We start from the raw sequence: 22612 nt of genomic DNA on the forward strand, positions 1-22612 counted from the left end.
TTGCAGTAAAGGAACAGACTATGTTGGGCATCATTATTTGTGGTCATGGCGGTTTCGCCAGCGGTCTGGAGCGCGCCATGCTGCAGATCCTCGGCGAACAGGACGCGGTTATCGCCATCGACTTTCCCGAGAGCTCCACCACCGCCCTGCTGCAGGCACAGTGCGAAGCGGCGCTGGCAGAGGTCGACAAGGGGGATGGCGTGGTCTTCCTGACCGACCTGCTCGGCGGCACCCCGTTTCGGGTCGCCTCAACCCTCTCACTGCACCAGCCAGAGCGGGAGGTCATTACCGGTACCAACCTGCAACTGCTGCTGGAGATGGCGCTGGAACGCGATGACCTCAGCGCCCGTGAATTCCGCCAGCAGGCCCTTGATTGCGGCCACCGGGGTCTCACCTCGCTGGCGGATGAGATGAGCAAAGAGCGTCAGGCAGATGCCGCTCTCGTCGAGGAGGGCATCTGATGGCCTCACGGATCCGTGCCCGTCGCCTGCTGACCGAACAGGGTTGGCTGGAACATCAGGAGCTGACCCATGAAGGGGGCATCATCACCGCCATCGCTCCCATCACGGATGGAAAGCCGGCGCGGGATGTCGAGCTGCTGGTGCCTGCGCTGATCGATGGTCATGTCCACGGCGGTGCCGGTGTCGATGTCATGGATAGCGAGGACAATGCCTTGGCTACCTTGTCGATGGCCAAGGCGGCAGAAGGGGTCGGCGCTTTTCTTGCCACCACGGTCACCGCCCCACTCCCCGAGATAGAGCAAGCCCTTGCCCGCATTGCCGATGGCGTTGCCCGCGGCATGCCGGGCGCCGAGCTGCTCGGCTGCTATCTGGAAGGGCCCTACTTCACGCCGGACAACAAGGGCGCCCACGATCAGGCGCTGTTTCGGGAGCTGGATATTGCCGAACTGACCCACCTGCAACAGCTCGCGCGCGGCAGCCTGAAGGTGGTCGCGCTGGCACCGGAAAAGCCCAACGCCATCGCGGCCATTCACCATCTTGCCGCAAACGGCGTGCGGGTGATGCTGGGCCACTCGGCGGCGGATCACGACACCACCATGGCGGCGCTGGCAGCGGGCGCCTCCGGGCTGGTGCACTGCTTCAACGGCATGCGCGGCCTGCACCACCGCGAACCCGGCATGGTCGGTGCGGGTCTTGTCCATCCCGCAGCCTGGCTGGAGCTGATCGCCGATGGCCATCATCTCCACCCGAGCGTGCTCAAGCTCTGTCACTGCTGCGCCGGCCAGCGCCTGCTCTTGGTCACCGATGCGATGCGCGCCGCCGGTATGCCAGACGGTCACTATCTGCTTGGCAACTATCGGGTCGAGATGAAAAACGGCGTGGTACGCACCGACACCGGCGGTCTGGCGGGCAGCACCCTCACCCTGCTTGGCTCCGTACGCAACATGGTGCAGCTGGCGGATGTGCCGCTTGATGCAGCCATCGCAATGGCCTCGCTGGCACCAGCAAAGATGCTCGGTATTGCCAATCGTCTCGGCTCGCTGGCGGTTGGCAAACAGGCCAACCTGCTCGCCCTCACCACTGAACTCAATCAACAACACATCTGGGTAGCTGGCCGGGAGATAAACCCGACCCAGCTCTCCTCCCTTTTCTCAGGATCTCGCGTCAATCAGGACGCTCAGGAGTCACTATGTATCTGATCTCTTCCCATGAAATGCTCAAAGATGCCCAGCGCCGCGGTTATGCCGTACCGGCTTTCAACATCCACAACCTGGAAACCGTGCAGGTGGTGGCCCGCACCGCCGCTCGCATGCGCTCTCCGGTGATCCTGGCTGGTACCCCGGGTACCTATCGCCATGCAGGGGTCGAGTATCTGGTCTCCATCTGTCAGGCCGCCGCCCATGAATATCGCATCCCGCTGGTGCTGCATCTGGATCACCACGAAGACGAGCAAGACATCCACTACAAGGTCGAAGCGGGCATTCGCTCCGCCATGATCGATGCCTCGCACTTTCCGTTTGAAGAGAACATCGAGAAGGTGCGCAGCGTGGTGACCTTCTGCCACCGCATGGGCGCCAGCGTCGAAGCGGAGCTGGGTCAGCTGGGCGGTCAGGAGGATGACCTCATCGTCGATGCCGCTCATGCCAAATTTACCGACCCGCTCAAGGCGGCCGAGTTTGTCCGCCGTACCGGTATCGACTCGCTGGCGGTGGCCATCGGTACCGCACACGGCCTCTACAAGGAGGAGCCCCGTCTGGACTTCGCCCGCCTCGCCGCCATTCGCGAGCAGGTTGATATTCCGCTGGTGCTGCACGGTGCCTCCGGTGTACCGGAAGCCGATGTGCGCCGCTGCATCGAACTCGGGATCTGCAAGGTCAACGTTGCGACCGAACTGAAGATAGCCTTCGCCGATGCAATGAAAGCCTTCCTTGGCTCTCATCCGGATGCCAGCGACCCGCGCCAGTATCTGGTACCCGCCATGGCCGCCATGGAGGAAGTTGTCGAGGCGAAAATCCGTATGTGCATGAGTAATAACAAGATTTGATAACAATAAAATTACGGTAACAGGTCTGGGAGATAATAATGATGGCTCGCGCATCCTTGCGAAATAAGGTATGGGAATTTGCCCAGAGTTTGGGGAAAACATTTATGTTTCCCGTCTCTCTGATGGCATTCATGGGACTACTGCTGGGGGTGGGGTCATCCATTACCAGCCCCTCCACCATAGATAATTTTCCTTTTCTTGGTGGAGAATATACCCAGCTCGTCTTCAATCTGGTGGCAACCGTAGGCAGCTTCGGCTTTACCTATCTGCCCATCATGTTTGCCATCGGTATTCCGATGGGATTGACCGAAAAGAACAAGGGTGTCGCGGCCTATTCCGGTTTCGTCGGCTATATGGCGATGAATATCGGGATCAACTTCTATCTCGCCAGTACCAATCAACTGGCTTCGCCGGAAAATATCAAACTGGCGGGGCAAGCCATGGTGATGGGGGTTCAGACCCTCTCCATGGGTGTGCTGGGTGGCATAGTGTCGGGGATCGTGACCTACTTCATCCATCGCCGTTTCTATAACCTCAAACTGCACGACGCCTTCTCGTTCTTCAGCGGCCTGCGCTCCGTGCCCATTATCACTGTGCTGGTCATGTCGCTGATAGGTCTCGCCATGCCGCTCTTCTGGCACTATGTGGCGCTCGGCATTACTGCGGTCGGCAACATGATCATCTCTGCCGGCTCTTTTGGTGCCTTCCTCTACGGGGTGGCCATCAACTTGCTCAAACCGCTCGGTCTGCACCACATCATGCTGGCCATGGTGCGCTTCACCCCGGCAGGCGGCACCGAGCTGGTCAATGGCGAAACCATTTCCGGCGCTCTCAATATCTTCTTCGCCCAGTTGAAAGCGGGTGACCCCATCAGCCCGGCAGCAACCGCCTTCCTGTCGCAAGGGTTTATGCCGACCTTTATATTCGGTCTGCCTGCAGCTGCGTTAGCCATGTATATGGCAGCCACGCCCGGCAATAGAACCAGAATCAAGAGCCTGATTATCTCCGGGGTACTGGTCTCTATCGTGACCGGTATTTCCGAACCCATCGAATTCCTGTTTCTGTTTGTCGCACCGGTACTCTATCTGTTCCATGTTTTTATGACCGGCGCCGCGCTCTTTGTGGTGGCCATGTGTGGCGTCACCATCGGCAATACCGATGGCAGTGCACTCGACCTGCTTATTTTCGGCATCATGCAGGGCTGGCAAACCAAGTGGTATCTGATAATTCCCATTGGCCTTATCTGGTCTGCCATCTATTTCACCGTCTTCTACTGGTACATCAAGAAATATGACATCAAGACCCCCGGCAGGGATGAGGTCGATGATATCCAGATTGCGAAGCACGACCCGGCCGTGATCCTGAGTGCCCTCGGTGGCAAGGAGAATATCGTCAGCCTGGACAACTGCGTCACACGGCTGAGACTGGTGGTACACGACATGGGCAAGCTGCAGGAGAAGATCCTGAAACAGGCTGGCGCCCTCTCCGTCGTCAAGATCGACGAGCACAGCGTGCAGGTCATCATTGGCGCTCAGGTTCAAACCGTGAAGGATAATCTCGATGCTCTCCTGTAAAGATCGGGAGGCTCTGCGCCTCCCCACCCCCTCTGCCGACTTGCAACCCTCCCGTTTCGACGAGCTGGCAGATCGCATCAGCGACAAATGCCGCAAGTGGGATATGAAAGTGATCGAGAGCCGCTTTGGCCCCGTTCCTACCGACAGTATTCCCATGTGGATTGCCGATATGGATTTCAAATCACCGCCGGCTGTGGCTCGCAAGTTCAGCGAAATCATCAGCTGGGGCACCTTCAGCTACACCCACTGCATCGATGATTTCTACGAAGCGGTCATCAACTTCCAGGCCCGCCACCACAAGGTCACAGTGGAGCGGGAGTGGATCACCCTCTCCTATGGCACCGTCTCGACCCTGCACTACACGGTGCAGGCATTCTGCCAGCCGGGTGACAGCATCATCATGAACACCCCTGTCTATGATCCCTTTGCCAAGGCGGCCGAAAGGCAGGGGGTCAAGGTTGTCGCCAACCCGTTAGCCCTGAGCAAAGGGCGATACCGGATCGATCTGGCGAAGCTGGAGGAGCAGATCATTGGCCACAAGCCCAAAATCTATTTTCTCTGCTCACCCCACAACCCGTCGGGCAGGATCTGGAGTCAGGCCGAACTGGAAGCCGTTGCCGACATCTGCCTGCGCCATCAGGTGTTGATGATGGTCGATGAAGTGCATGCCGAGCACATCATCCATGGCGAGTTCGTCTCCTTTCTGGCACTGGAGGAGCGTTACCGCAACAACATGATGCTGATGAGCTCGCCCAACAAGGCATTCAATCTGGGCGGATTGAAAACCTCCTACAGCATCATTCCAAATCCGCAGATCAGAAGCCGGTTCAGAGCTCGCCTTGAGCAGAACTCCATCACCTCTCCCAACGTATTCGGGCTCTGGGGAATTATCACCGCCTATAACGAGTGCGATGAGTGGCTGGCTGACTTGAATCTCTATCTGAGAGAAAACTACACCCTGCTGGCGCGCTACTTCAGGGAGAACCTGCCCGACTTCCAAGTCATGCCGATGGATGCCTCCTATCTGGTCTGGGTCAATACCAAAGGGAGCGGAATGAGCGCAAGCGAGGTGACCCGCAGGTGGGCAGTCGAAGCGGGGGTCATCATCGAAGATGGCTCCCACTACGTCAGCGATGGCGAAGAGTATGTGCGGATCAACATAGGCACCTCCCGCCAGCTGCTCGGTGAGGCGCTGCAGCGTCTGGGAAGATGGGCACAGCAGCAGGTCTGACGGCTGTCGATATTCCCATCGGCAGAAACAACAAAAGGGACGCCATGGCGTCCCTTTTGTTTCATATGGGCACTGTGCGTTGCCAGTGCCCGAACCATCAGATCCCCTGACGGGCTTCCTGCATCAGTAGGCGCATATCGCTCACCGCCTTGGCCAGACCATCAAAGGCGGCGCGGCCGATAATGGCGTGGCCGATGTTGAGCTCATAGAGCTCGGGGATGGCGGCGATGGCCTTGACGTTGTGGTAGTGCAGACCGTGGCCGGCATTGACCTTGAGCCCCTTGCCAGCGGCATAGGAGGCACCGGCGGCGATGCGCTTGAACTCGGCGTTGCGTTCGGCATCTGTGGTGGCATCGGCGTAACGGCCGGTGTGGATCTCGATAAAGGGAGCACCACTCTCGGCGGCCGCATCGATCTGAATGGGATCGGCATCGATAAAGAGCGAAACCTGCGCCCCCACCGCGGAGAGACGGGCAACGGCATCAGTCACCTTGGCCAGCTGACCGGCGACATCCAAACCGCCCTCGGTGGTCACCTCGGTGCGCTTCTCCGGCACCAGACAGACGAAATGAGGCTTGATGCGGCAGGCGATGCCGATCATCTCTTCGGTCACCGCCATCTCCAAATTCATTCTGGTCTGAATGGTCTGGCGCAGGATCTCCACATCGCGGTCGGTGATGTGGCGGCGATCTTCTCGCAGATGCACGGTGATGCCATCGGCCCCGGCCTGTTCGGCCACGAAGGCGGCCTGTACCGGATCCGGATACTGGGTGCCACGGGCGTTGCGCAGGGTGGCGATATGGTCGATGTTCACACCCAGATAGATTTCACTCATTGAGAACTCCTTGAAAGGCTTCATCTGTTGACTGCGCGGTCAGCGAATCACCCCGCGCCAATATCCGTATGTCTGTAATCTGTGTCAGCCTTGGATGCTGGCTTTGCGTTTTAAAAACAGCTCCCGGCTCTTTAGCTGGCGCTTGCCCAGATAGGGTTGCAAGGCCAATCGGCTGAAACGTTTGGCCGCCTGCAGCAAGGGAGGGGTATCGAAACGTCCCTCGGAAAAGGCGAGCAGGTGGGCACCGAGAAACAGGGTACGGGGATCCGGCGCCCGCTCGCAAGCAACAAAGCCCAATTCACGCTCAAAGCCATAGAGCAAGGTCGGTTCGATGGGCGACTCGTCGTCCGCCGTGTATTCGAAATCGACCGCATAGCCGAGCGCCTGCAGCAGCAGAAACTCGAAGCGGCGCAGCGGCAGCTCCGGCGTCTCGCCGTCAGCCAGCGCCATGATGGCACGGGCATAGGCATCGAACACCTCGGGGAACGGGGTGTGCGCTTCCAGCAGGTAGTAGACCAGCTCGTTGAGATAGAGGCCGTAGAAGAGGCGATCGCCACCGAGACGCAGAGAGTGGTCGGGGCATTCGACCTGGGTGAGGTTCTTGAGATCCCCCTTGCCACGCCAGGCGATGGTGAGCAGGGTAAAGGGTTGCAGCAGCCCCTTGAGAGGGGAGCGTGGCCCGCGAGAACCGCGAGCCACCAGGGTAAAGCGGCCACTATCCTGAGTGAATACCTCGACCAGCTGGCTGGTCTCACGATAGGGCCGGCTATGGATGACGAAAGCCGGGGTCAGCAATCCGCCATTACCTCTCAAAACCTGTCCACGCACTGTCACGAGAGGCCGTCAGCAAGGTAAAGAGCAGCGCAGGAACCGGAGTGTATGTGAATACATGAGGATTCCGAGCAGCGCATGAGCCTTGATCATGGCCTCGCAGTAAGCGCGTGCACAGGTTCTTAATCATCGCCGTAACCAAGACTACGCAGGGCGCGCTCGTCATCGGCCCAGCCTGACTTGACCTTGACCCACAGCTCGAGGTGCACCTTGTTCTGGAACAGCCGTTCCATATCGAGGCGCGCTTCGGTACCGATGGTCTTGATCTTCTCGCCCTTGTTGCCGATGACCATCTTCTTCTGGCCATCGCGCTCGACCAGAATGAGGCCGTGGATGTGATAGATACCGCTCTCTTCCACCTTGAAGCGCTCGATCTCCACCGTCACCGAGTAGGGCAGCTCCTCACCGGTGAAGCGCATCAGCTTCTCGCGGATGATCTCGGAGGCCATGAAACGGGAGGAGCGATCGGTCACGTAATCTTCCGGGAAGAAGTGGACGTTTTCCGGCAGCAACGGCTTGGCCCACTCGCGGATCTTCTCCACGTTGGTACCCTTCTGGGCACTGATGGGCAGGATATGGGCGAAGTTCATCTGCTGGCCCAGCCACTCGAGGTGGGGAAGCAGCTCCTCCTTCTCCTTGACGTTGTCGATCTTGTTGACCGCCAGCACCACGGGGCACTTGAGATTGCGCAACTTGCCCAGCACCATCTCGTCATCTTTGGTCCAGTGAGTGCCGTCCACCATGAATACCACCATGGCCACGTCCCCCAGCGAACTGGTGGCGGCGCGGTTCATCAGGCGGTTGATGGCCCGTTTCTCTTCAATGTGCAGACCCGGGGTATCGACATAGATGGTCTGGTAGTTATCCTCGGTGTCGATCCCCAGGATCCGGTGACGGGTGGTCTGGGGTTTTTTCGAGGTGATGCTGACCTTCTGGCCAAGCAGCTTGTTGAGCAGGGTGGACTTGCCCACGTTGGGGCGGCCCACGATGGCGACAAAGCCGCAGTAGGTTGTATCTGTCATGACAGTTTTTCCAATGCTTGCTGCGCCGCGGCCTGTTCGGCCTTGCGGCGGCTGGTGCCGACCCCTTTGATCGGACCATCCAGACCTTCCACGTCACACTGGACGGTGAACTCCTGGTTGTGGGCTTCGCCCTTGACGTTGGTCACTGTATAGGTCGGCAGGGATTTGCGGCTTCCCTGCAGAATTTCTTGCAGACGGGTCTTGGGATCCTTCTGCTCGATGCCCGGTTTGATCTCCTCCAGACGGCTGGTGTACCAGCCCAGCAGCAGAGTGCGTACGGTCTCGAGATCACTGTCCAGATAGACGGCACCAATCACCGCCTCGACCGTGTCGGCCAAGATAGATTCACGGCGAAAACCGCCGCTTTTCAACTCGCCCGGCCCCAGGATCAGGTGATCCCCGAGGTCAAACTCGCGGCCCAGCTCGGCCAGGGTCTTCTCGCGCACCAGAGTGGCGCGCATCCGGCTGAGATCCCCTTCCGCCGCTTGCGGGAAGCGGTGGAAGAGATCGTCGGCAATCACCAGACTCAAAATCGAGTCACCCAAAAACTCCAGTCGCTCGTTGTGACGGGAGCCGGCGCTGCGGTGAGTCAGCGCCCGGGTCAGCAGTTCCAGATCCTGAAAGACGTGTCCGAGACGGGACTGCAGTCTGTTCATCTTGATATTCATTTACTTGATTCCGCCAATGCGGTTGAAGCGCACCCCTGTCGGTACCCAGCTTGGCAGCAGGGAGCCCTCTTCGCGCTCGAATTCAAAACTTATCCAGATAGCGACCGCCTTGCCGACCAGATTCTGCTCGGGCACAAAGCCCCAGAAACGGCTGTCGGTACTGTTGTCACGGTTGTCGCCCATCACGAAATATTGCCCTTCCGGTACTACCCACTCATCAGGATAGGTGCCGGGTTGACGATAGTAACGGCCAACCATATCGGGCATCAGCGGGTTGCGCAGGGTCTCGTGGGAGACATCGCCCAGCTGCTCGGTATAGCGGTCAAGGGGGATCCCCATCTGGGTAAATTCGCCTCTTTGTTCAAACTTGACATCGAGCTTCTGGAAGCCCGGGCACGTTTTCCCCTCCTGCTCCTCGCACTTGGGCCGGATCATCAGCTCCTTGTTGCGATAGATGACCCGATCCCCCGGCATGCCGACCACCCGCTTGATGTAGTCCACCCGCGGTTCGAGCGGGTATTTGAACACCACCACATCGCCACGCTTGGGCTCACCGGTCTCGAGGAACTTGGTGTTGGTCACCGGGTCCCGCAGACCATAGGCAAACTTCTCCACCAGGATGAAATCGCCCACCAGCAGAGTGGGCATCATGGAGCCTGACGGGATCTGGAACGGTTCAAAGATGAACGAACGCAGGATCAGCACAAAGGTGATGACCGGGAAGACCCCGGCGGTCTGCTCAATCCAGACCGGAACGGGGGCCACCTTGGCCAGGGTTTTGTCATCCAGATGAGCGCCGCCATGGGCACGGGCCACGGCAATTTTGGCGGCTCGCTGTTTGGACCAGATCATCTTGTCCAGACACCAGATAACACCGGTGATCGCGCAGACCACCACCAGGATCAGGGAAAACGTGCTTGCCATCTATTAATCCTTTCCGACGTGGAGAATCGCGAGGAAGGCTTCCTGCGGCACGTCGACACGGCCGAGGGACTTCATCCGCTTCTTACCTTCTTTCTGCTTGTTCAGCAGCTTCTTCTTACGACTCACGTCACCACCGTAACACTTGGCGGTTACGTCCTTGCGCAGTGCCTTGACGGTGCTGCGAGCGATGATCTGGTTGCCAATGGCCGCCTGAATCGCGATATCAAACATCTGACGCGGGATCAGCTCGCGCATCTTCTCCACCACCTGACGACCGCGATACTGGGCGTTGTCCTTGTGGGTGATGATGGCCAGCGCGTCGACGCGCTCACCGTTGATCATAATGTCCAGACGCACCATGTCGGAGGTTTCGAAACGCTTGAAGCCGTAGTCCAGCGAGGCGTAGCCGCGGCTGGTTGACTTCAGGCGGTCGAAGAAGTCGAGCACCACTTCCGCCATCGGGATTTCATAGGTCAGCGCCACCTGCTTGCCGTGATAGACCATGTTGGTCTGCACGCCACGCTTCTCGATACAGAGGGTGATCACGTTGCCCATGTACTCCTGCGGCAGCAGAATGTGACACTCGGCGATCGGCTCGCGCATCTCCTTGATACTGGTGATGGCAGGCATCTGGGCCGGGCTGTCGATGTGGATGGTGGAACCGTCGGTCAGCTCGATCTCGTACACTACGGTCGGTGCTGTGGTGATCAGATCCAGATCGTATTCACGCTCCAGACGCTCCTGAATGATCTCCATGTGCAACATACCGAGGAAGCCGCAACGGAAGCCGAAGCCCAGTGCCGTAGAGCTCTCCGGTTCGAAGAACAGAGAGGCATCGTTCAGGGAGAGCTTGTCGAGGGCGTCACGGAACGACTCGTAGTCATCGCTGGAGATGGGGAACAGACCCGCATAAACCTGCGGCTTCACCTTCTTGAAACCGGCCAGCGCCTTGTCGGCACCGTTCTTGGCCTGGGTCAGGGTATCGCCCACCGGCGCGCCGTGGATGTCCTTGATACCGCAGACAACCCAACCTACCTCGCCGCAACCCAGCCCGTCGGTGTCCACCTGCTTGGGCGTGAAGATACCGATACGATCGACACCCCACACCTGACCGGTGCTCATCACCTTGATCTTGTCGTTCTTCTTCAGGGAACCGTTCTTGATCCGCACCAGAGAGACGACGCCCAGATAGGAGTCGAACCAGGAGTCGATGATCAGCGCCTGCAGCGGCGCGTCCGGATCACCTTCCGGCGCCGGGATCTTGGCCACGATCTCTTCCAGTACCAGATCGACACCGAGGCCGGTCTTGGCGGAGCAGCGCACCGCATCGACCGCGTCGATACCGACGATGTCTTCGATCTCCTCGGCAACCCGCTCGGGTTCTGCGGCCGGCAGGTCGATCTTGTTCAGTACCGGCACCACTTCCAGATCCATCTCCATGGCGGTGTAGCAGTTGGCCAGAGTCTGTGCCTCAACCCCCTGGCCGGCATCTACCACCAGCAGCGCCCCTTCACAGGCCGCCAAAGAGCGGGAGACCTCGTAGGAGAAATCCACGTGGCCCGGGGTGTCGATAAAGTTCAGCTGGTAGGTGTTACCGTCTTGTGCCTGGTAGTTCAGGGTCACACTCTGCGCCTTGATGGTAATGCCGCGCTCGCGCTCCAGATCCATGGAGTCAAGCACCTGAGCCTGCATCTCGCGGTCGGACAAGCCACCGCAAGTCTGGATCAGACGGTCCGACAGGGTCGATTTACCGTGGTCGATGTGCGCAATAATCGAAAAGTTACGAATGTGTTTCATCGAGCAAGAGTCACTCAAAATTGGTTTAAGGTCGGTTATGGAGGCGCGATTTTACTGGATAACCCGGCTGACGGCCATTCTTTAGTCGCCAACGCCAGTGAAATAGCGCCTGTTCAGTCAGGAGAGGGTACGGACGGGAACTACAACGCCGAGCATGCGGGGGCCATAACGCCCCTCATCGAGCCGGCCGGAAAAGTAACGAACCAGTAAAAAGCCGCCAGAGCCCCCCAGCAAAGAGGCCAGAATGGTAATCCCCTCCCCCCCCGAAAGCAGCGGTGCCAGCCAGAGTTGCCCCAGCAGAGCACTCGCCAGCAGGCAGAACAGCGGCAGCACATAGACCAGCGCGGCGCCGCGCAGCAGGCTCTCCTGCGGGATGCCAAGCCGAATCTGCTGGCCAACGTTCACCTCGGCGGTAAGGCGAACCCGCAATCGGGGAGCTTTCAGGGGAAACGCCTTGGCCACGGTGCCGGTACCGCAACCGGATTGCTGCTGGCAGCCGTTGCAGGCAGAGCGCCGTTCACACTCCACCCAGGCATGATCTCCTTCGATGGCAACCACGGTCGCCAGCTCTTCACTCATCTCGTTCACGGCAACACCTCGTGCTCATGCAATGGCAGGATCTGAACACGACTCACAACCAACGGCAAGCAGAGCACCACTGTGAGCCCAGAGCATGGACTCACTGCACGGCCTCGTTGCGAGCCAGCGGCTGCACCGACTCGGCAATCCGTTTGGCGGTCTCGGCAGGCACTTCCCCGACCACGGTGATCTCGACGCCCACCTCGTTGACGAAGCTAACCAGCGAGGTGGCGCCCTGGCGGATCAGCTGCTGGCGCACCGCCTGCTTGGGATCGACCCGGGAGACGTAGATCGAGAGATCCACCAGCCCGTCAGAGAGCATCATGTAATCCACCGGCATACTGGTGGTCACCAACTGGTGCCTGTCCTGCGACAACACCTTGAAGCCATCGGGCAGCCAGGTCACCTGCCAGTTCAGCTGCTGCTGCGGTGCCGGATAGGCATCTTCCAGCGCCAGCGCCGGGGGCAACTTGCTGTTGGCCAGGGTCACCAGCCAGGGGGCAGGCTTGTTCTGCAGCTCCAGATCCACCCCCAGCAGCTGCTCGACCAGATTGCCTTCCCGCTCCACCATATCGACACGCAGCAGCAGATGGCTCTGCTCGTCAACCCAGAGCATGAAGCCGTACTTGTCGGCCTCCTTGGGCACCAACCTCACCACCTGAGCGACCACACCCGCGACGCGGCTGCGGCCGGCCAGCACGGGATCATAGCTCTGCAATACCCGGGAGAGCGGCATGCTGACCAGACTCGACCAGATACCCGGGAAGCGGGCATCCTTCAGGGTGTAGGGGTCATGGCTGTTTTCAAAGAAGGTGTATTCATTCTCGCGCTGCAGATACTCGATCGCCTTGCCGTCGAGGTAGCTGAGATGAGCCACTTCTTTGCCATTGATCACGGCGTGGCTGATGCGGATCGGTTCAAGACGCCCCTGACGGGCCTTGACCATGGACAACTCGAAATTCTGTTGATGCACGGCACTCTGCATCTGCTGCAACAAGGCCTCGGCCGACTTGTCGTCGGCCGAGGCCTTGGCACTGATTAGCAGGAGAGAGGCCAGCAAAATACGGCTGGACTGGCGCACGTTTGTATCCCTGACAACTCGTTATTGTTGGATCTGTCTGTCTTGCAACAGGCGCTGCTGTAACTGGTGATCACGCAGGAAGGCGTTGATGCGTTCGCGCTGCTCCTGCATCTGCTGTTCGGTCATTCCCTGTTGCGGCCGAACGCGGTTGCCCTCTTGCGGATAGTGGACGCTCACTGGCGCAGCACTACCACCGATGGGAATGGTATTGAGCACAGGGTTGTTCGGCACGCCGTCCTGACCCTGATACTGCTGCACCCCGAAGATGACGGCGGCGGCCACAGACGCAGCAATGGCATATTGCCCAAGCTGCTGGCCAACCCGACGAAACAGGGGCACCACATTCGAATCTGTCTTGACCGGTGCAACGACCGGTTGCGCCACCGGAGCGGCCTCGACCGGCTTGGGTGCCAGTATGGTCGGCTCATCCTCCAGCGCAGCCATGATGCTGTCACTGAGATCCAGTTGCAGATTGACCGGCAGGTCACCCCGCATGGCATCGCCAATCAGGTGGTAACGACCCCAGGTATCTTGCAAGCCGGAGTCCATCTCCAGCTCGTTCAGTACCTCTGCGTCACTCAGCTCACCATCCATCAGGGCAGAGATTTGCTCTTTGTTTGCCATAAGTTAACCCGTCTTTCCCCAGTTAATTCTCGATCAGAGGTTGCAGCTTTTTGTCGATTGCTTCCCTCGCCCGGAAGATACGGGATCTGACCGTACCCACTGGGCAATCCATGATTTCGGCAATCTCTTCATAGCTCAGCCCTTCCAGTTCGCGAAGGGTGATCGCTGTCCTCAGGTCTTCCGGCAATGCCTCAATGGCTGAAAACACGGTGCGTTTGATCTCGTCAGTCAGCGCCAGGTTTTCCGGGGTTGAGACCTCTTGCAAGGCTTCACCGCCGCCATAAGACTCCGCTTCGTCAGCCTCCACATCACTGCTCGGGGGCCTGCGCCCCTGGGAGGTCAGATAGTTCTTCGCCGTATTCACGGCAATTCGGTACAACCAGGTGTAAAAAGCACTCTCGCCACGGAATGTCGGCAATGCCCGGTAGGCTTTGATAAACGCCTCTTGCGCCACATCGGGCACGTCGCCGGGGTTGTTGACATACCGGGCAATCAGGTTGACCACCTTATGCTGGTATTTTTTTACCAACAGGTTGAAAGCTGCTTTGTCGCCGCGCTGGACCCGTTCAACCAGCTGTTCGTCCAGTAGATTCTGGTCGCTCATCAGAGCCGTAAAACCCCCATCAGGTTATCGTTCTTCTTTTCCGGCCCTTCCTAAGCGCACAAGTTCAGACAGGGAGAATCAGAGAAAGTTCGAATCTGTTTAAAAAAATGTGATGCAGGCTGCATCCTCGCCCCCGCTTGGGCTACCATGGTGCCAGTTCTTAATCCAGGCCAATGATACTTATGAAAGCAAGTGTTGAATACCTTTGCGACGTACTGATCATTGGCAGCGGTGCCGCTGGTCTGACTCTCGCATTGCGATTGGCAGACCAGGCCAAAGTCCTGGTTCTGAGCAAGGGGCCCATCAGTGAAGGGGCCACTTTCTATGCGCAAGGAGGCATCGCTGCCGTGTTCGACGAGACCGACAGCATCGAATCCCACGTGAGCGACACGCTCAACGCCGGGGCCGGGTTGTGTGACCCTGCCGTGGTCGAGTTCACCGCCCGCCACGCCCGCGAGTCCATCCAGTGGCTCATCCAGCAGGGGGTTCCCTTCGATCAGGAGGAGAACGCCGACGGCGAATCCCAGTACCACCTGACCCGCGAAGGGGGCCACAGCCATCGCCGCATCTTCCACGCGGCGGATGCCACCGGCAAGGCGGTGCAACTCACCCTGATTGATCAGGTGCGCGCTCACCCCAACATCCAGCTGATGGAGCGCTTCAACGCGGTCGACCTCATCACCACCCGCAAACTCGGTCTGCCAGGCAACAAGGTACTGGGCGCCTATGTCTGGAACCGCAATGCCGAACAGGTCGAGGTCGTTCGCGCCCGCTTCGTGGCACTGGCCACCGGCGGCGCCTCCAAGGTCTACCAGTACACCTCCAACCCCGATGTGAGCTCTGGCGATGGCATCGCCATGGCGTGGCGCGCTGGTTGCCGGGTGGCGAATCTGGAGTTCAACCAGTTCCACCCCACCAGCCTGTTCCACCCGGACGATCCCAACTTCCTGCTGACCGAAGCGCTGCGTGGCGAGGGGGCCTATCTGCGCCGCCCGGACGGCAGCCGCTTTATGCCGGAGTTTGACGAGCGGGCCGAGCTGGCGCCGCGCGATATCGTCGCCCGCGCCATCGACCACGAGATGAAGCGACTCGGGGCGGATTGCATGTATCTGGACATCAGCCACAAACCGGCCGATTTCATCATCAAGCACTTCCCGACCATTTATGAGCGCTGCCTCGCGGTCGGCATCGACATCACCAGGGAGGCGATGCCCATCGTCCCGGCCGCCCACTACACCTGTGGCGGCGTGATGATCGACAACAACGGCCAGACCGACATCCCCGGCCTCTACGCCATCGGCGAAGTGACCTACACCGGTCTGCACGGGGCCAACCGGATGGCCTCCAACTCCCTGCTGGAATGTGTGGTCTACGCCCATCAGGCGGGGGCCGACATTCTGGCCAAGCTGCCGATGAGCGCCGAGCCGCCGCGCCTGCCTGCCTGGGACGAGAGCCAGGTGGAGGATTCTGACGAACTGGTGGTGATCCAGCACAACTGGCACGAGCTGCGGCTGATGATGTGGGACTACGTGGGCATAGTGCGCACCAACAAGCGCCTCGCCCGCGCCAAGCGCCGCATCGATCTGCTCAAGCAGGAGGTGCAGGAGTACTACGCCCATTTCCGGGTTTCCAACAACCTGCTGGAGCTGCGCAACCTGTTGCAGGTGGCCGAGCTTATCGTCAACTGCGCCCTGCAGCGCAAGGAGTCGCGCGGCCTGCACTACAACCTCGATTATCCGGAGATGCTGCCGGACTCGAAACCGACCGTACTGACCCCGGAGCGGGATTGAACCCCGCTCCTGCCATACCAATGACCCCGCCTCGGCGGGGTCATTTTTTTAGGGCAATCCGGACAAAGCGCGGCTCAGTTCCTTGCTCATGCAAAGAGGTAACTAGGGAATAGATGAAATCGTTCAGCGCCGGTCGGCGGGAAAGTTGATTGCCCGGGCCAGCAGGCGGTAGTGATCGGGAGCGAGAGCATCGGCGAAAAGCCAGAACATGCAAGGGCGCCCCTGCTCCGGATGCAGCTCAAGGCGCAGCACGCCGGGTAGAATGCGGCTCTTGTTGCCGAGCCGATAGGATACGTTCTGCCAGCGCAGCCACTGGCCATCCCACTCCAGCTCGAACGGAGTACGGGGCAACGCCCACCAGCTCAGGGCAAACGCCAGCAACCAGACGGGAACAAACAGCGCCCACTGCCCGCCGGTTACGAGGGCGCTGACCGGCCAGAGCAGCAACAGAGCGAGGGCCACCAGCAAGTAGCGCTGATGGCGGGAGGGGTGAACAGGGATGATCACCCGCTCCACGGCATCAGGCCTGACGGTCGTGACGGGCCTGATTGCGCTCCAGGATCATCTTGATCATGGCGCTGAAGGCGGGATCGGCCGGCACAGCGTGCCCCATGGTCCAGCGGAACAGGTCCGGATCATCGCTCTCCAGCAGGCGGATAAAGGTCTGCTGATCGGCTTCGCTCAGGGAGTCGAACTCGTGTTCGAAAAAGGGCATAAAAACAACATCCAGCTCGAGCATGCCACGGCGGCAGGCCCACTTCAGGCGGGATTTTTCAACTGGGCTCAACATGGAACTCTCCTTACAAAGACCCGGGGATGGTACCAGCTGGATTTTCCGGCTGACAAACATTAGTTACGTCTTTACCATGCAGGTCACATACTTTCTCTCTGGAATACCATCGTGAGCCTGCAACCCCCTGTTTTTCCTGCCGAGCCGACCCGCTTCGCCCTGACCAAGATAGCCATCACCCGACTGAGTGGTCAGGATCGCGTCAAATATCTGCAAGGTCAGGTCACCTGCGACGTCAACGCCCTGCAACCGGGGCAGAGCACGCTGGGTGGTCACTGTGATCCCAAGGGTAAGCTGTGGAGCGATTTTCGCCTGCTCTGCCTTGAAGAGAGCCTGCTGCTGCTGACTACCCCTTCGGTGCTGGAGCGCCAGCTGCCGGAGCTGAAAAAATTTGCCGTCTTCTCCAAGGTGGAGATTGCCGCCGACGAACGCCACGCCACCGGTCTGGCAGGCAAGGGCACAGATGCGTGGCTCGCCGCGCAGTTTGGTCTGGAGCAGAGCGGCCTTATCGCTGGCGGCATGGCAGTGAAGATCGAACAGGATCGCTGGCTGCTGGTAAGCAGTGAGCAAGCCGATGCGCTGCCGGCGGGTGACGAATCCCTCTGGTGGGGGCTCGAGATCAAGGCCGGCCTGCCGCACATGGAGGCGGTGCATCAGGGCGAATTCATCCCGCAGATGCTCAACCTGCAGGCGCTCGATGGCATCTGCTTCAACAAGGGTTGCTACATGGGGCAGGAGACGGTGGCTCGCGCCAAATATCGCGGCGCCAACAACCGCGCCCTGTTCCTGCTGGCGGGCGGTGCCAGTGAGCCGGTCAATGCGGGCGATACCCTGGAGATCCAGCTCGGTGACAACTGGCGTCGCAGCGGCATGGTGCTCAACGCCTGGCAACATCAGGGTCAGGTGTGGCTCACCGCCGTACTGCCGAAAGACACCGAGGCTGACGCCCGTTTTCGCCTCAAGCAGGAGGAGAGCTCCCAGCTCACCCTGCAACCCCTCCCCTACGAACTGACCGAGTAAAGTCGGCTAGCGAGGCACCCGCGCCAGCAGGGCCTCCTTCAGCCAGCGCCCCGCCTGCCCCAGCGGGCGGGCGCGATGCCACTGCAGCTCCAGCGCCAGCGCATGGCTGGCGATAAAGTCGGGCTCCAGCACCACCACCTCGCCCCGCTTCAGCGGCTGATGTAGCAGAAATTCCGGAATCGCGGACCAGCCAAGGCCCCGCTTGACCAGCTCCAGCACCCCGAGATCCCCCTCGACCCACCACACCTGAGCCGAGATGCGAAAACGCTGGCGCTCACTCCCTTCCCGTCTGCCGGTCACCATCAGCTGGCGTGCCCCCTGCAGATCGACCTCCCGCAACGGCTGCTTGCGAGCAAGCGGATGATCCGGCGACACCACCAGCGGCATGGTCACCTCCCCCAGCGAACGGGCAACGATCTCCCGCTGTGGATGCACCTTTTGATAACTGATGCCGAGCTGGGCCCGGCCAGTCACCAGCATCTCGGTCACATCCTCCATCAGCGGGAAGAGCAGCTCCAGCTCCACGGTCGGATAGCGGGTGGCAAACTCCTCCAGCAGGGTGCCGAGCCAGGGGAGGTGAGAGTCATCATCGATGGCCAGAGTGAGGCGTGACTCTACCCCGGCCGCCAGTTCGCCGGCGATGGACTGCAACCGCTCGCTCTGGGCCAGCAGGATCCCCGCCTCCTGCACCATGCGCGCCCCCGCCTCCGTCAACTGCGGATAACGACCGCTGCGGTCAAACAGGGTCAGCCCCAGATCGATCTCCAGATTGGCGATGGCGCTGCTCACCACCGACTGCGCCTTGCCCAGCTTGCGGGCAGCGGCGGAGAAGGAGCCGCTCTCGGCGGCGGCCAGCAAGATTTTCAGTTGTTCCAGCGATGGATTCACCCTTCGGCTCCTCTTTTTAGCCCCGATAGGTCTGTCATCTATCTATTTTAGCGATAGATACCAACATGAAACCATCGCAATTTAGCGATAGATTGCCCCCATGTTTTCAACGTGACTGTTCAAGAGAGTGATTTATGCGTACCCGTAACGACCGCATCCGCCAAGCCATCGGCTTTGAAGTGATTGGCCTGTTCATTGCCGCCCCGCTGGCCAGCTGGGCGACCGGCATTCACCTCAGCCACATGGGGCCGCTGGCGCTCTTCTTCTCGGTGATGGCGACCCTCTGGAACTACGTCTACAACATCGGCGTCGATAAGCTGCTGCTCAAATATCAGGGCCACACCTACAAGAATGTCTGGCAGCGGGTGGTGCACGCCATCGGCTTCGAAGGGGGTCTCCTGACCGTGGCCCTGCCGGCCATGGCCTGGTGGCTCAACGTCAGCATGCTGGAGGCGCTGGTGCTGGATCTGGGCTTCGTTGCCTTCTATCTGGTCTACGCCTTCGTCTACAACTGGGTTTACGACAAGGTATTCCCGATCCCGGGCGAGTCGATGCCGCACCTGCAGCAGAATGCACTGGGTTGAAGAGAGACCGGCAACAAACGGTAAAAACAGGGCACCATCATGAAACGTAATGATGGTGCCGGAGAGGAGGTCGGGACGCGCTGACCGGGCGGTCAGCGGCAGGAGTTCAGGCTTGAGCCTTGGCGGCTTCGCTGCTCTCGGCCTCTTCGCTCTCCTGTTGGGCCTGGGCGGCCTGCAGGGCTTCCAGTTCGTTCTGGTAGTCGCTCAGGATCTGCTGGGCCACGGCCATGTCACCCTTGTGCTTGCGCTCGAACAGATGGTGCTGCACCACGCCGTTGAGATACTCCACCGTGATGGGCTGCTCAAGGGTTCCCATCAACTCCTCTTTCTCCAGCTCGGCATTGATTTCATCGGCGGTCGTGCGCAGCAGCCCGGCCAATTGAACCAACATGCGGCGCTCACCTTCGCGCAGCAGGCTCAACATGCGGTTTCTCTGCTGCTCATTCTGTTGGGTCATACATTTCCTTACGTCGATAGGGAACAATCCCGCTCATTCTGCCCTGTCCCCGAGACAGCGTCTATCTCATGCCCCCCACTAATTTTCGGCGCTCGCTCACAAATGGCGCCAGATGCTATTTGCTCCGGCTCTGGGGTATAGTAGCCGCTGATTTTCGGGATATTTCTGCAGCAAAAGGGTGTCCCGCCAGCTTATTCATCGAGGCGAACTTCTCCGTTATGACCGATGCCATTGTGGTGCTCTGCACCTGCCCCGACCAAACCAGTGCCGACCTCCTCTGCGAACAGCTGCTGAACCGCCAGCTGGCCGCCTGCATCAATCAGCTGCCGGGGGTCACCTCCGTCTACCGCTGGCAAGGCAAAGTGGAGCGGGCGACCGAGATCCAGCTCGTCATCAAATCCCGTCAGCCGCTCTTTGCCGAACTGCAGGCGTGCATTCTGGCCCATCACCCCTATGAGGTGCCCGAGCTGCTGGCGCTGCCGGTGAGCGCCGGCCTGCCCGCCTACCTCGACTGGCTCAAGGAGGAGACGCCATGATGCGCAGTCACCTGTTCACCCTCCTGCTGGTGCTGCTGACGCTGGCCACGGCCGGACTCGCGCCGGCCCGGGCCAGCGGCACCGATATTCTCGGCTCCCTCGGCCTTGCGGCGAACGCCAAACCGATGTTCCTCAAGGTGGATGAGGCGTTTCGCCTCGAGAGCGAACAGCGGGGTGATCAGCTGCTGCTGACCCTCAACATTGCTGACGACTACTACCTCTATCGCCACAGCCTGCGCTTCAAGGGAACCAACCTCAGCTTCAGCGACCCGGCGCTGCCGGAGGGGAGCGAGCATGAGGATGACTTCTTCGGCAAGACCCGGGTCTACTACCAACAAGTGACCATAGCCGTGCCGCTGCGAGAGGTGGGCGAGCACGCCACCCTGCGCCTCACCTATCAGGGCTGTACCGATGGTCTCTGCTACCCGCCGACCGACAAGCTGATCGAGGTTGCCCCGCTCGTCGTATCTGGCACGGATAACCCGCAGGCGGCCAATCCGTCGCTCAGCCAACAAGATCAGCTGGCCGCCGCCCTCGGCAGCCAGGGCTTCTGGCTCAGTGTCGCCGCCTTCTTCGCACTGGGGCTGGGGCTCGCCTTTACCCCTTGCGTCTTCCCCATGTACCCCATTCTGACCGGCATCATCGCCGGTGCCGGTCATCGCCTCTCCACCGGTCGCGCCTTCCTGCTCTCCTTTGTCTATGTGCAGGGGATGGCGGTCACCTACACCCTGCTCGGACTGGTGGTCGCCTCGGCAGGGCTGAAGTTCCAGGCTGCGCTGCAACACCCCTATGTACTGATCGGCCTCTCGCTGATGTTCGTGCTGCTCGCTCTCTCCATGTTCGGGCTCTACACCCTGCAGTTGCCGAGCAGTTTGCAAACCCGGCTCTCCGGCCTCTCCAACCGCCAGCAGGGCGGCTCGGTGGCCGGGGTCGCCATCATGGGAATGATCTCCGGGCTGGTCTGCTCTCCCTGCACCACGGCGCCGCTCTCGGGGGCGCTGATCTACGTGGCCCAGAGCGGCGATCTCTGGCTCGGCGCTGCGGCGCTCTATGCCCTCTCGCTCGGAATGGGGCTGCCGCTGCTGCTGCTCGGCACCTCGGGCGGCAAGCTGCTGCCCAAGGCGGGCGCCTGGATGGATGTGATCAAGCAGCTGTTTGGCTTCACCCTGCTGGCGGTGCCGATCCTGCTGCTGTCACGGCTCTGGAGTGATCAGCTCACCACCCTCGCCTGGCTTGGCTGGGGACTGCTGCTATGCGGCTACCTCTATCACCACAACCAGCACCAGCCCCACTCGGTGGCCAAGAGCCTGCGCGGCTTCGTGCTGCTGCTGGCGATGATCAGCGCTGTGGTGGTGGGCAAGGATCTGCTGCAACCGCCCGCTACCGGCGCGGTCACGACGGGCACAAACCAGAGTGCCCCGCAGTTTGTCCGCATCAAGACCCTGGCTGACCTCAAGGTGCAGCTGGCTGCCGCCCGCGGCAAGCCGGTGCTGCTCGACCTCTATGCCGACTGGTGCGTCGCCTGCAAGGAGTTCGAACACAAGACCTTCAGCGACGCCGCAGTGCGCGAGCGTTTCGGCCAGATGGTGCTGCTGCAGGCGGATGTCACCGCCAACGACGATGCCGATGTCGAGCTGCTCAACACCCTCAATGTGCTGGGGCTGCCGACCCTCATCTTCTTCGACCGTGAGGGCAAGGAGCTGACAGGCCAGCGGGTCACCGGCTTTATGGGGCCGGCGGAGTTCCTCGATCACCTCGACAGGGTCAGCCATGCCAAGTGAGCTGCGCCGATTGCAGGCAAGCGATGCGCCGGCCTTGCAGCGTCTGCTGGAACTGGCCCCTGCCTATCAGGCGGCAGTGAGCGATGAGCCCCTATCCACACACGCCGCAGAAGAGGAGCTGGTAGCCTGCCCACCCGGCCTGCCGCTCTCTGCCAAGCATCTAATCGGTCGCTGGGAAGAGGGGGAGCTGACCGCGGTGGTGGATCTGCTGCGCGGTTATCCCGACCCGACCACCGCCTATCTGGGGCTGTTGCTGGTAGGGGAACCCTGGCAAGGGGCTGGTCGTGGTCAGTCGCTCTATCGCCACGCCTGCTCGCTGGCGCGTTCATGGGGAGCCACCCGACTTCGCCTGTCGGTCATTGCCAGCAATGAACCCGCACTCTCTTTTTGGCAGCGCAGAGGGTTCACCGAGTGCTATCGTCGCGAGCTGGCCGGCTATCGGGCCGAGGCCATCGTGCTGGAACGCGCACTGGAACCGTGAACCGAGGTTT

25 protein-coding genes are annotated in these 22612 nt (G+C 60.3%); 11 read left to right on the plus strand and 14 right to left on the minus strand.

All coding sequences use genetic code 11. The features are described 5' to 3' along the window. Positions 1-20: 20 nt before the first annotated feature. The 5 genes from agaF (at position 21) to AACR93_RS22545 (ending at position 5310) form a co-directional block, all read left to right on the plus strand. Positions 21-461 carry a PTS galactosamine/N-acetylgalactosamine transporter subunit IIA gene (agaF, locus tag AACR93_RS22525; RefSeq protein WP_043849847.1) on the plus strand — a complete coding sequence of 147 codons (441 nt, stop codon included), beginning with the start codon at positions 21-23 and terminating at the stop codon, positions 459-461. Beyond that, the gene (gene nagA, locus AACR93_RS22530; RefSeq protein WP_043849848.1) at positions 461-1660 is read left to right on the plus strand and encodes an N-acetylglucosamine-6-phosphate deacetylase; all 1200 of its coding nucleotides are present in this window, start codon (positions 461-463) and stop codon (positions 1658-1660) included. The genes agaF and nagA overlap by 1 nt, the downstream gene beginning before the upstream one ends. Beyond that, positions 1651-2505, plus strand: coding sequence for a tagatose bisphosphate family class II aldolase (locus tag AACR93_RS22535; RefSeq protein ID WP_043849849.1), 855 nt, complete (start codon positions 1651-1653; stop codon positions 2503-2505). The genes nagA and AACR93_RS22535 overlap by 10 nt, the downstream gene beginning before the upstream one ends. Positions 2506-2609: 104 nt before the next feature. Next, the gene (malX, locus tag AACR93_RS22540) at positions 2610-4079 is read left to right on the plus strand and encodes a maltose/glucose-specific PTS transporter subunit IIBC (RefSeq protein WP_231556890.1); all 1470 of its coding nucleotides are present in this window, start codon (positions 2610-2612) and stop codon (positions 4077-4079) included. Further along, positions 4066-5310, plus strand: a complete 1245-nt coding sequence (locus tag AACR93_RS22545) for a MalY/PatB family protein (RefSeq protein ID WP_082044048.1) — start codon at positions 4066-4068, stop codon at positions 5308-5310. The genes malX and AACR93_RS22545 overlap by 14 nt, the downstream gene beginning before the upstream one ends. A gap of 97 nt (positions 5311-5407) precedes the next feature. On the opposite strand, the gene pdxJ is transcribed toward AACR93_RS22545, so the two are convergent. The 10 genes from pdxJ to rpoE form a co-directional block, all read right to left on the minus strand. Next, positions 5408-6145: a pyridoxine 5'-phosphate synthase gene (gene pdxJ, locus AACR93_RS22550; protein WP_005340919.1), complete on the minus strand. Its 738-nt coding sequence runs from the start codon at positions 6143-6145 to the stop codon at positions 5408-5410. Between the two features lie 84 nt (positions 6146-6229). Further along, positions 6230-6940: a DNA repair protein RecO gene (gene recO, locus AACR93_RS22555; RefSeq protein ID WP_043849851.1), complete on the minus strand. Its 711-nt coding sequence runs from the start codon at positions 6938-6940 to the stop codon at positions 6230-6232. 158 nt (positions 6941-7098) lie between these two features. Then, the gene (era, locus tag AACR93_RS22560; RefSeq protein ID WP_033112795.1) at positions 7099-7998 is read right to left on the minus strand and encodes a GTPase Era; all 900 of its coding nucleotides are present in this window, start codon (positions 7996-7998) and stop codon (positions 7099-7101) included. Continuing rightward, entirely contained in the window at positions 7995-8666 is a 672-nt protein-coding gene (gene rnc / locus AACR93_RS22565) for a ribonuclease III (protein WP_033112794.1), read from the minus strand. The genes era and rnc overlap by 4 nt, the downstream gene beginning before the upstream one ends. Beyond that, the gene (lepB, locus tag AACR93_RS22570; protein ID WP_033112793.1) at positions 8667-9590 is read right to left on the minus strand and encodes a signal peptidase I; all 924 of its coding nucleotides are present in this window, start codon (positions 9588-9590) and stop codon (positions 8667-8669) included. Positions 9591-9593: 3 nt separating this feature from the next. Next, positions 9594-11387 carry a translation elongation factor 4 gene (gene lepA, locus AACR93_RS22575; protein ID WP_033112792.1) on the minus strand — a complete coding sequence of 598 codons (1794 nt, stop codon included), beginning with the start codon at positions 11385-11387 and terminating at the stop codon, positions 9594-9596. A 117-nt stretch (positions 11388-11504) separates the two neighbouring features. Then, positions 11505-11966: a SoxR reducing system RseC family protein gene (locus AACR93_RS22580; RefSeq protein WP_043849852.1), complete on the minus strand. Its 462-nt coding sequence runs from the start codon at positions 11964-11966 to the stop codon at positions 11505-11507. A gap of 100 nt (positions 11967-12066) precedes the next feature. Then, positions 12067-13047 carry a MucB/RseB C-terminal domain-containing protein gene (locus AACR93_RS22585; protein ID WP_043849853.1) on the minus strand — a complete coding sequence of 327 codons (981 nt, stop codon included), beginning with the start codon at positions 13045-13047 and terminating at the stop codon, positions 12067-12069. A 21-nt stretch (positions 13048-13068) separates the two neighbouring features. Beyond that, on the minus strand, positions 13069-13671 hold the full coding sequence (locus AACR93_RS22590) for an RseA family anti-sigma factor (protein WP_033112789.1): 603 nt from the start codon (positions 13669-13671) through the stop codon (positions 13069-13071). A 22-nt stretch (positions 13672-13693) separates the two neighbouring features. After that, complete coding sequence (rpoE, locus tag AACR93_RS22595; RefSeq protein ID WP_033112788.1) at positions 13694-14275, minus strand: RNA polymerase sigma factor RpoE; 582 nt, start codon at positions 14273-14275, stop codon at positions 13694-13696. A gap of 182 nt (positions 14276-14457) precedes the next feature. Here rpoE and nadB point away from each other — a divergent pair, with 182 nt between their 5' ends. Further along, on the plus strand, positions 14458-16065 hold the full coding sequence (gene nadB, locus AACR93_RS22600; RefSeq protein WP_041210626.1) for an L-aspartate oxidase: 1608 nt from the start codon (positions 14458-14460) through the stop codon (positions 16063-16065). A 123-nt stretch (positions 16066-16188) separates the two neighbouring features. Here nadB and AACR93_RS22605 read toward each other — a convergent pair whose 3' ends face one another. Together AACR93_RS22605 and AACR93_RS22610 are read right to left on the minus strand one after the other, a co-directional pair. After that, complete coding sequence (locus AACR93_RS22605; RefSeq protein WP_442853465.1) at positions 16189-16572, minus strand: protein YgfX; 384 nt, start codon at positions 16570-16572, stop codon at positions 16189-16191. 13 nt (positions 16573-16585) lie between these two features. Next, positions 16586-16855 carry an FAD assembly factor SdhE gene (locus AACR93_RS22610; RefSeq protein WP_033112786.1) on the minus strand — a complete coding sequence of 90 codons (270 nt, stop codon included), beginning with the start codon at positions 16853-16855 and terminating at the stop codon, positions 16586-16588. Between the two features lie 111 nt (positions 16856-16966). Between AACR93_RS22610 and ygfZ the strand changes: the two genes are divergently transcribed. Beyond that, positions 16967-17875: a tRNA-modifying protein YgfZ gene (gene ygfZ, locus AACR93_RS22615; protein ID WP_043849854.1), complete on the plus strand. Its 909-nt coding sequence runs from the start codon at positions 16967-16969 to the stop codon at positions 17873-17875. A gap of 6 nt (positions 17876-17881) precedes the next feature. Here the strand turns inward: ygfZ and AACR93_RS22620 are convergent, their stop codons facing one another. Further along, complete coding sequence (locus AACR93_RS22620) at positions 17882-18763, minus strand: LysR family transcriptional regulator (protein WP_033112784.1); 882 nt, start codon at positions 18761-18763, stop codon at positions 17882-17884. 134 nt (positions 18764-18897) lie between these two features. Between AACR93_RS22620 and AACR93_RS22625 the strand changes: the two genes are divergently transcribed. Then, positions 18898-19347: a PACE efflux transporter gene (locus AACR93_RS22625; protein WP_043849855.1), complete on the plus strand. Its 450-nt coding sequence runs from the start codon at positions 18898-18900 to the stop codon at positions 19345-19347. A 106-nt stretch (positions 19348-19453) separates the two neighbouring features. On the opposite strand, the gene AACR93_RS22630 is transcribed toward AACR93_RS22625, so the two are convergent. Continuing rightward, positions 19454-19804 (minus strand): hypothetical protein, encoded by a 351-nt coding sequence (locus AACR93_RS22630; RefSeq protein WP_041210630.1) that lies wholly within the window; start codon positions 19802-19804, stop codon positions 19454-19456. Positions 19805-20022: 218 nt separating this feature from the next. On the opposite strand from AACR93_RS22630, the gene cutA reads away from it, so the two are divergent. The 3 genes from cutA to AACR93_RS22645 are packed head-to-tail and all read left to right on the plus strand — an operon-like array spanning position 20023 to position 22602. Further along, positions 20023-20340: a divalent-cation tolerance protein CutA gene (gene cutA, locus AACR93_RS22635; RefSeq protein WP_042029703.1), complete on the plus strand. Its 318-nt coding sequence runs from the start codon at positions 20023-20025 to the stop codon at positions 20338-20340. Beyond that, positions 20337-22121 (plus strand): protein-disulfide reductase DsbD, encoded by a 1785-nt coding sequence (locus tag AACR93_RS22640; RefSeq protein WP_043849856.1) that lies wholly within the window; start codon positions 20337-20339, stop codon positions 22119-22121. Before cutA ends, AACR93_RS22640 begins: the two co-directional genes overlap by 4 nt. Beyond that, complete coding sequence (locus tag AACR93_RS22645; RefSeq protein ID WP_043849857.1) at positions 22111-22602, plus strand: GNAT family N-acetyltransferase; 492 nt, start codon at positions 22111-22113, stop codon at positions 22600-22602. Before AACR93_RS22640 ends, AACR93_RS22645 begins: the two co-directional genes overlap by 11 nt. Positions 22603-22612: the final 10 nt, after the last annotated feature.

It is taken from the genome of Aeromonas sp. L_1B5_3, assembly GCF_963866575.1.
GTDB lineage: Bacteria > Pseudomonadota > Gammaproteobacteria > Enterobacterales > Aeromonadaceae > Aeromonas > Aeromonas jandaei.

Coding starts and splice junctions, on each gene's coding strand:
- AACR93_RS22590 (WP_033112789.1), bottom strand. CDS start 13,671: ATGGCAAACAAAGAGCAAATCTCTGCCCTGATGGATGGTGAGCTGAGT.
- era (WP_033112795.1), bottom strand. CDS start 7,998: ATGACAGATACAACCTACTGCGGCTTTGTCGCCATCGTGGGCCGCCCC.
- lepB (WP_033112793.1), bottom strand. CDS start 9,590: ATGGCAAGCACGTTTTCCCTGATCCTGGTGGTGGTCTGCGCGATCACC.
- malX (WP_231556890.1), top strand. CDS start 2,610: ATGTTTCCCGTCTCTCTGATGGCATTCATGGGACTACTGCTGGGGGTG.
- AACR93_RS22630 (WP_041210630.1), bottom strand. CDS start 19,804: ATGACCCAACAGAATGAGCAGCAGAGAAACCGCATGTTGAGCCTGCTG.
- AACR93_RS22645 (WP_043849857.1), top strand. CDS start 22,111: ATGCCAAGTGAGCTGCGCCGATTGCAGGCAAGCGATGCGCCGGCCTTG.
- AACR93_RS22535 (WP_043849849.1), top strand. CDS start 1,651: ATGTATCTGATCTCTTCCCATGAAATGCTCAAAGATGCCCAGCGCCGC.
- nadB (WP_041210626.1), top strand. CDS start 14,458: ATGAAAGCAAGTGTTGAATACCTTTGCGACGTACTGATCATTGGCAGC.
- AACR93_RS22625 (WP_043849855.1), top strand. CDS start 18,898: ATGCGTACCCGTAACGACCGCATCCGCCAAGCCATCGGCTTTGAAGTG.
- cutA (WP_042029703.1), top strand. CDS start 20,023: ATGACCGATGCCATTGTGGTGCTCTGCACCTGCCCCGACCAAACCAGT.
- AACR93_RS22580 (WP_043849852.1), bottom strand. CDS start 11,966: ATGAGTGAAGAGCTGGCGACCGTGGTTGCCATCGAAGGAGATCATGCC.
- AACR93_RS22545 (WP_082044048.1), top strand. CDS start 4,066: ATGCTCTCCTGTAAAGATCGGGAGGCTCTGCGCCTCCCCACCCCCTCT.
- lepA (WP_033112792.1), bottom strand. CDS start 11,387: ATGAAACACATTCGTAACTTTTCGATTATTGCGCACATCGACCACGGT.
- AACR93_RS22610 (WP_033112786.1), bottom strand. CDS start 16,855: ATGTTGAGCCCAGTTGAAAAATCCCGCCTGAAGTGGGCCTGCCGCCGT.
- pdxJ (WP_005340919.1), bottom strand. CDS start 6,145: ATGAGTGAAATCTATCTGGGTGTGAACATCGACCATATCGCCACCCTG.
- nagA (WP_043849848.1), top strand. CDS start 461: ATGGCCTCACGGATCCGTGCCCGTCGCCTGCTGACCGAACAGGGTTGG.
- AACR93_RS22640 (WP_043849856.1), top strand. CDS start 20,337: ATGATGCGCAGTCACCTGTTCACCCTCCTGCTGGTGCTGCTGACGCTG.
- rpoE (WP_033112788.1), bottom strand. CDS start 14,275: ATGAGCGACCAGAATCTACTGGACGAACAGCTGGTTGAACGGGTCCAG.
- rnc (WP_033112794.1), bottom strand. CDS start 8,666: ATGAATATCAAGATGAACAGACTGCAGTCCCGTCTCGGACACGTCTTT.
- agaF (WP_043849847.1), top strand. CDS start 21: ATGTTGGGCATCATTATTTGTGGTCATGGCGGTTTCGCCAGCGGTCTG.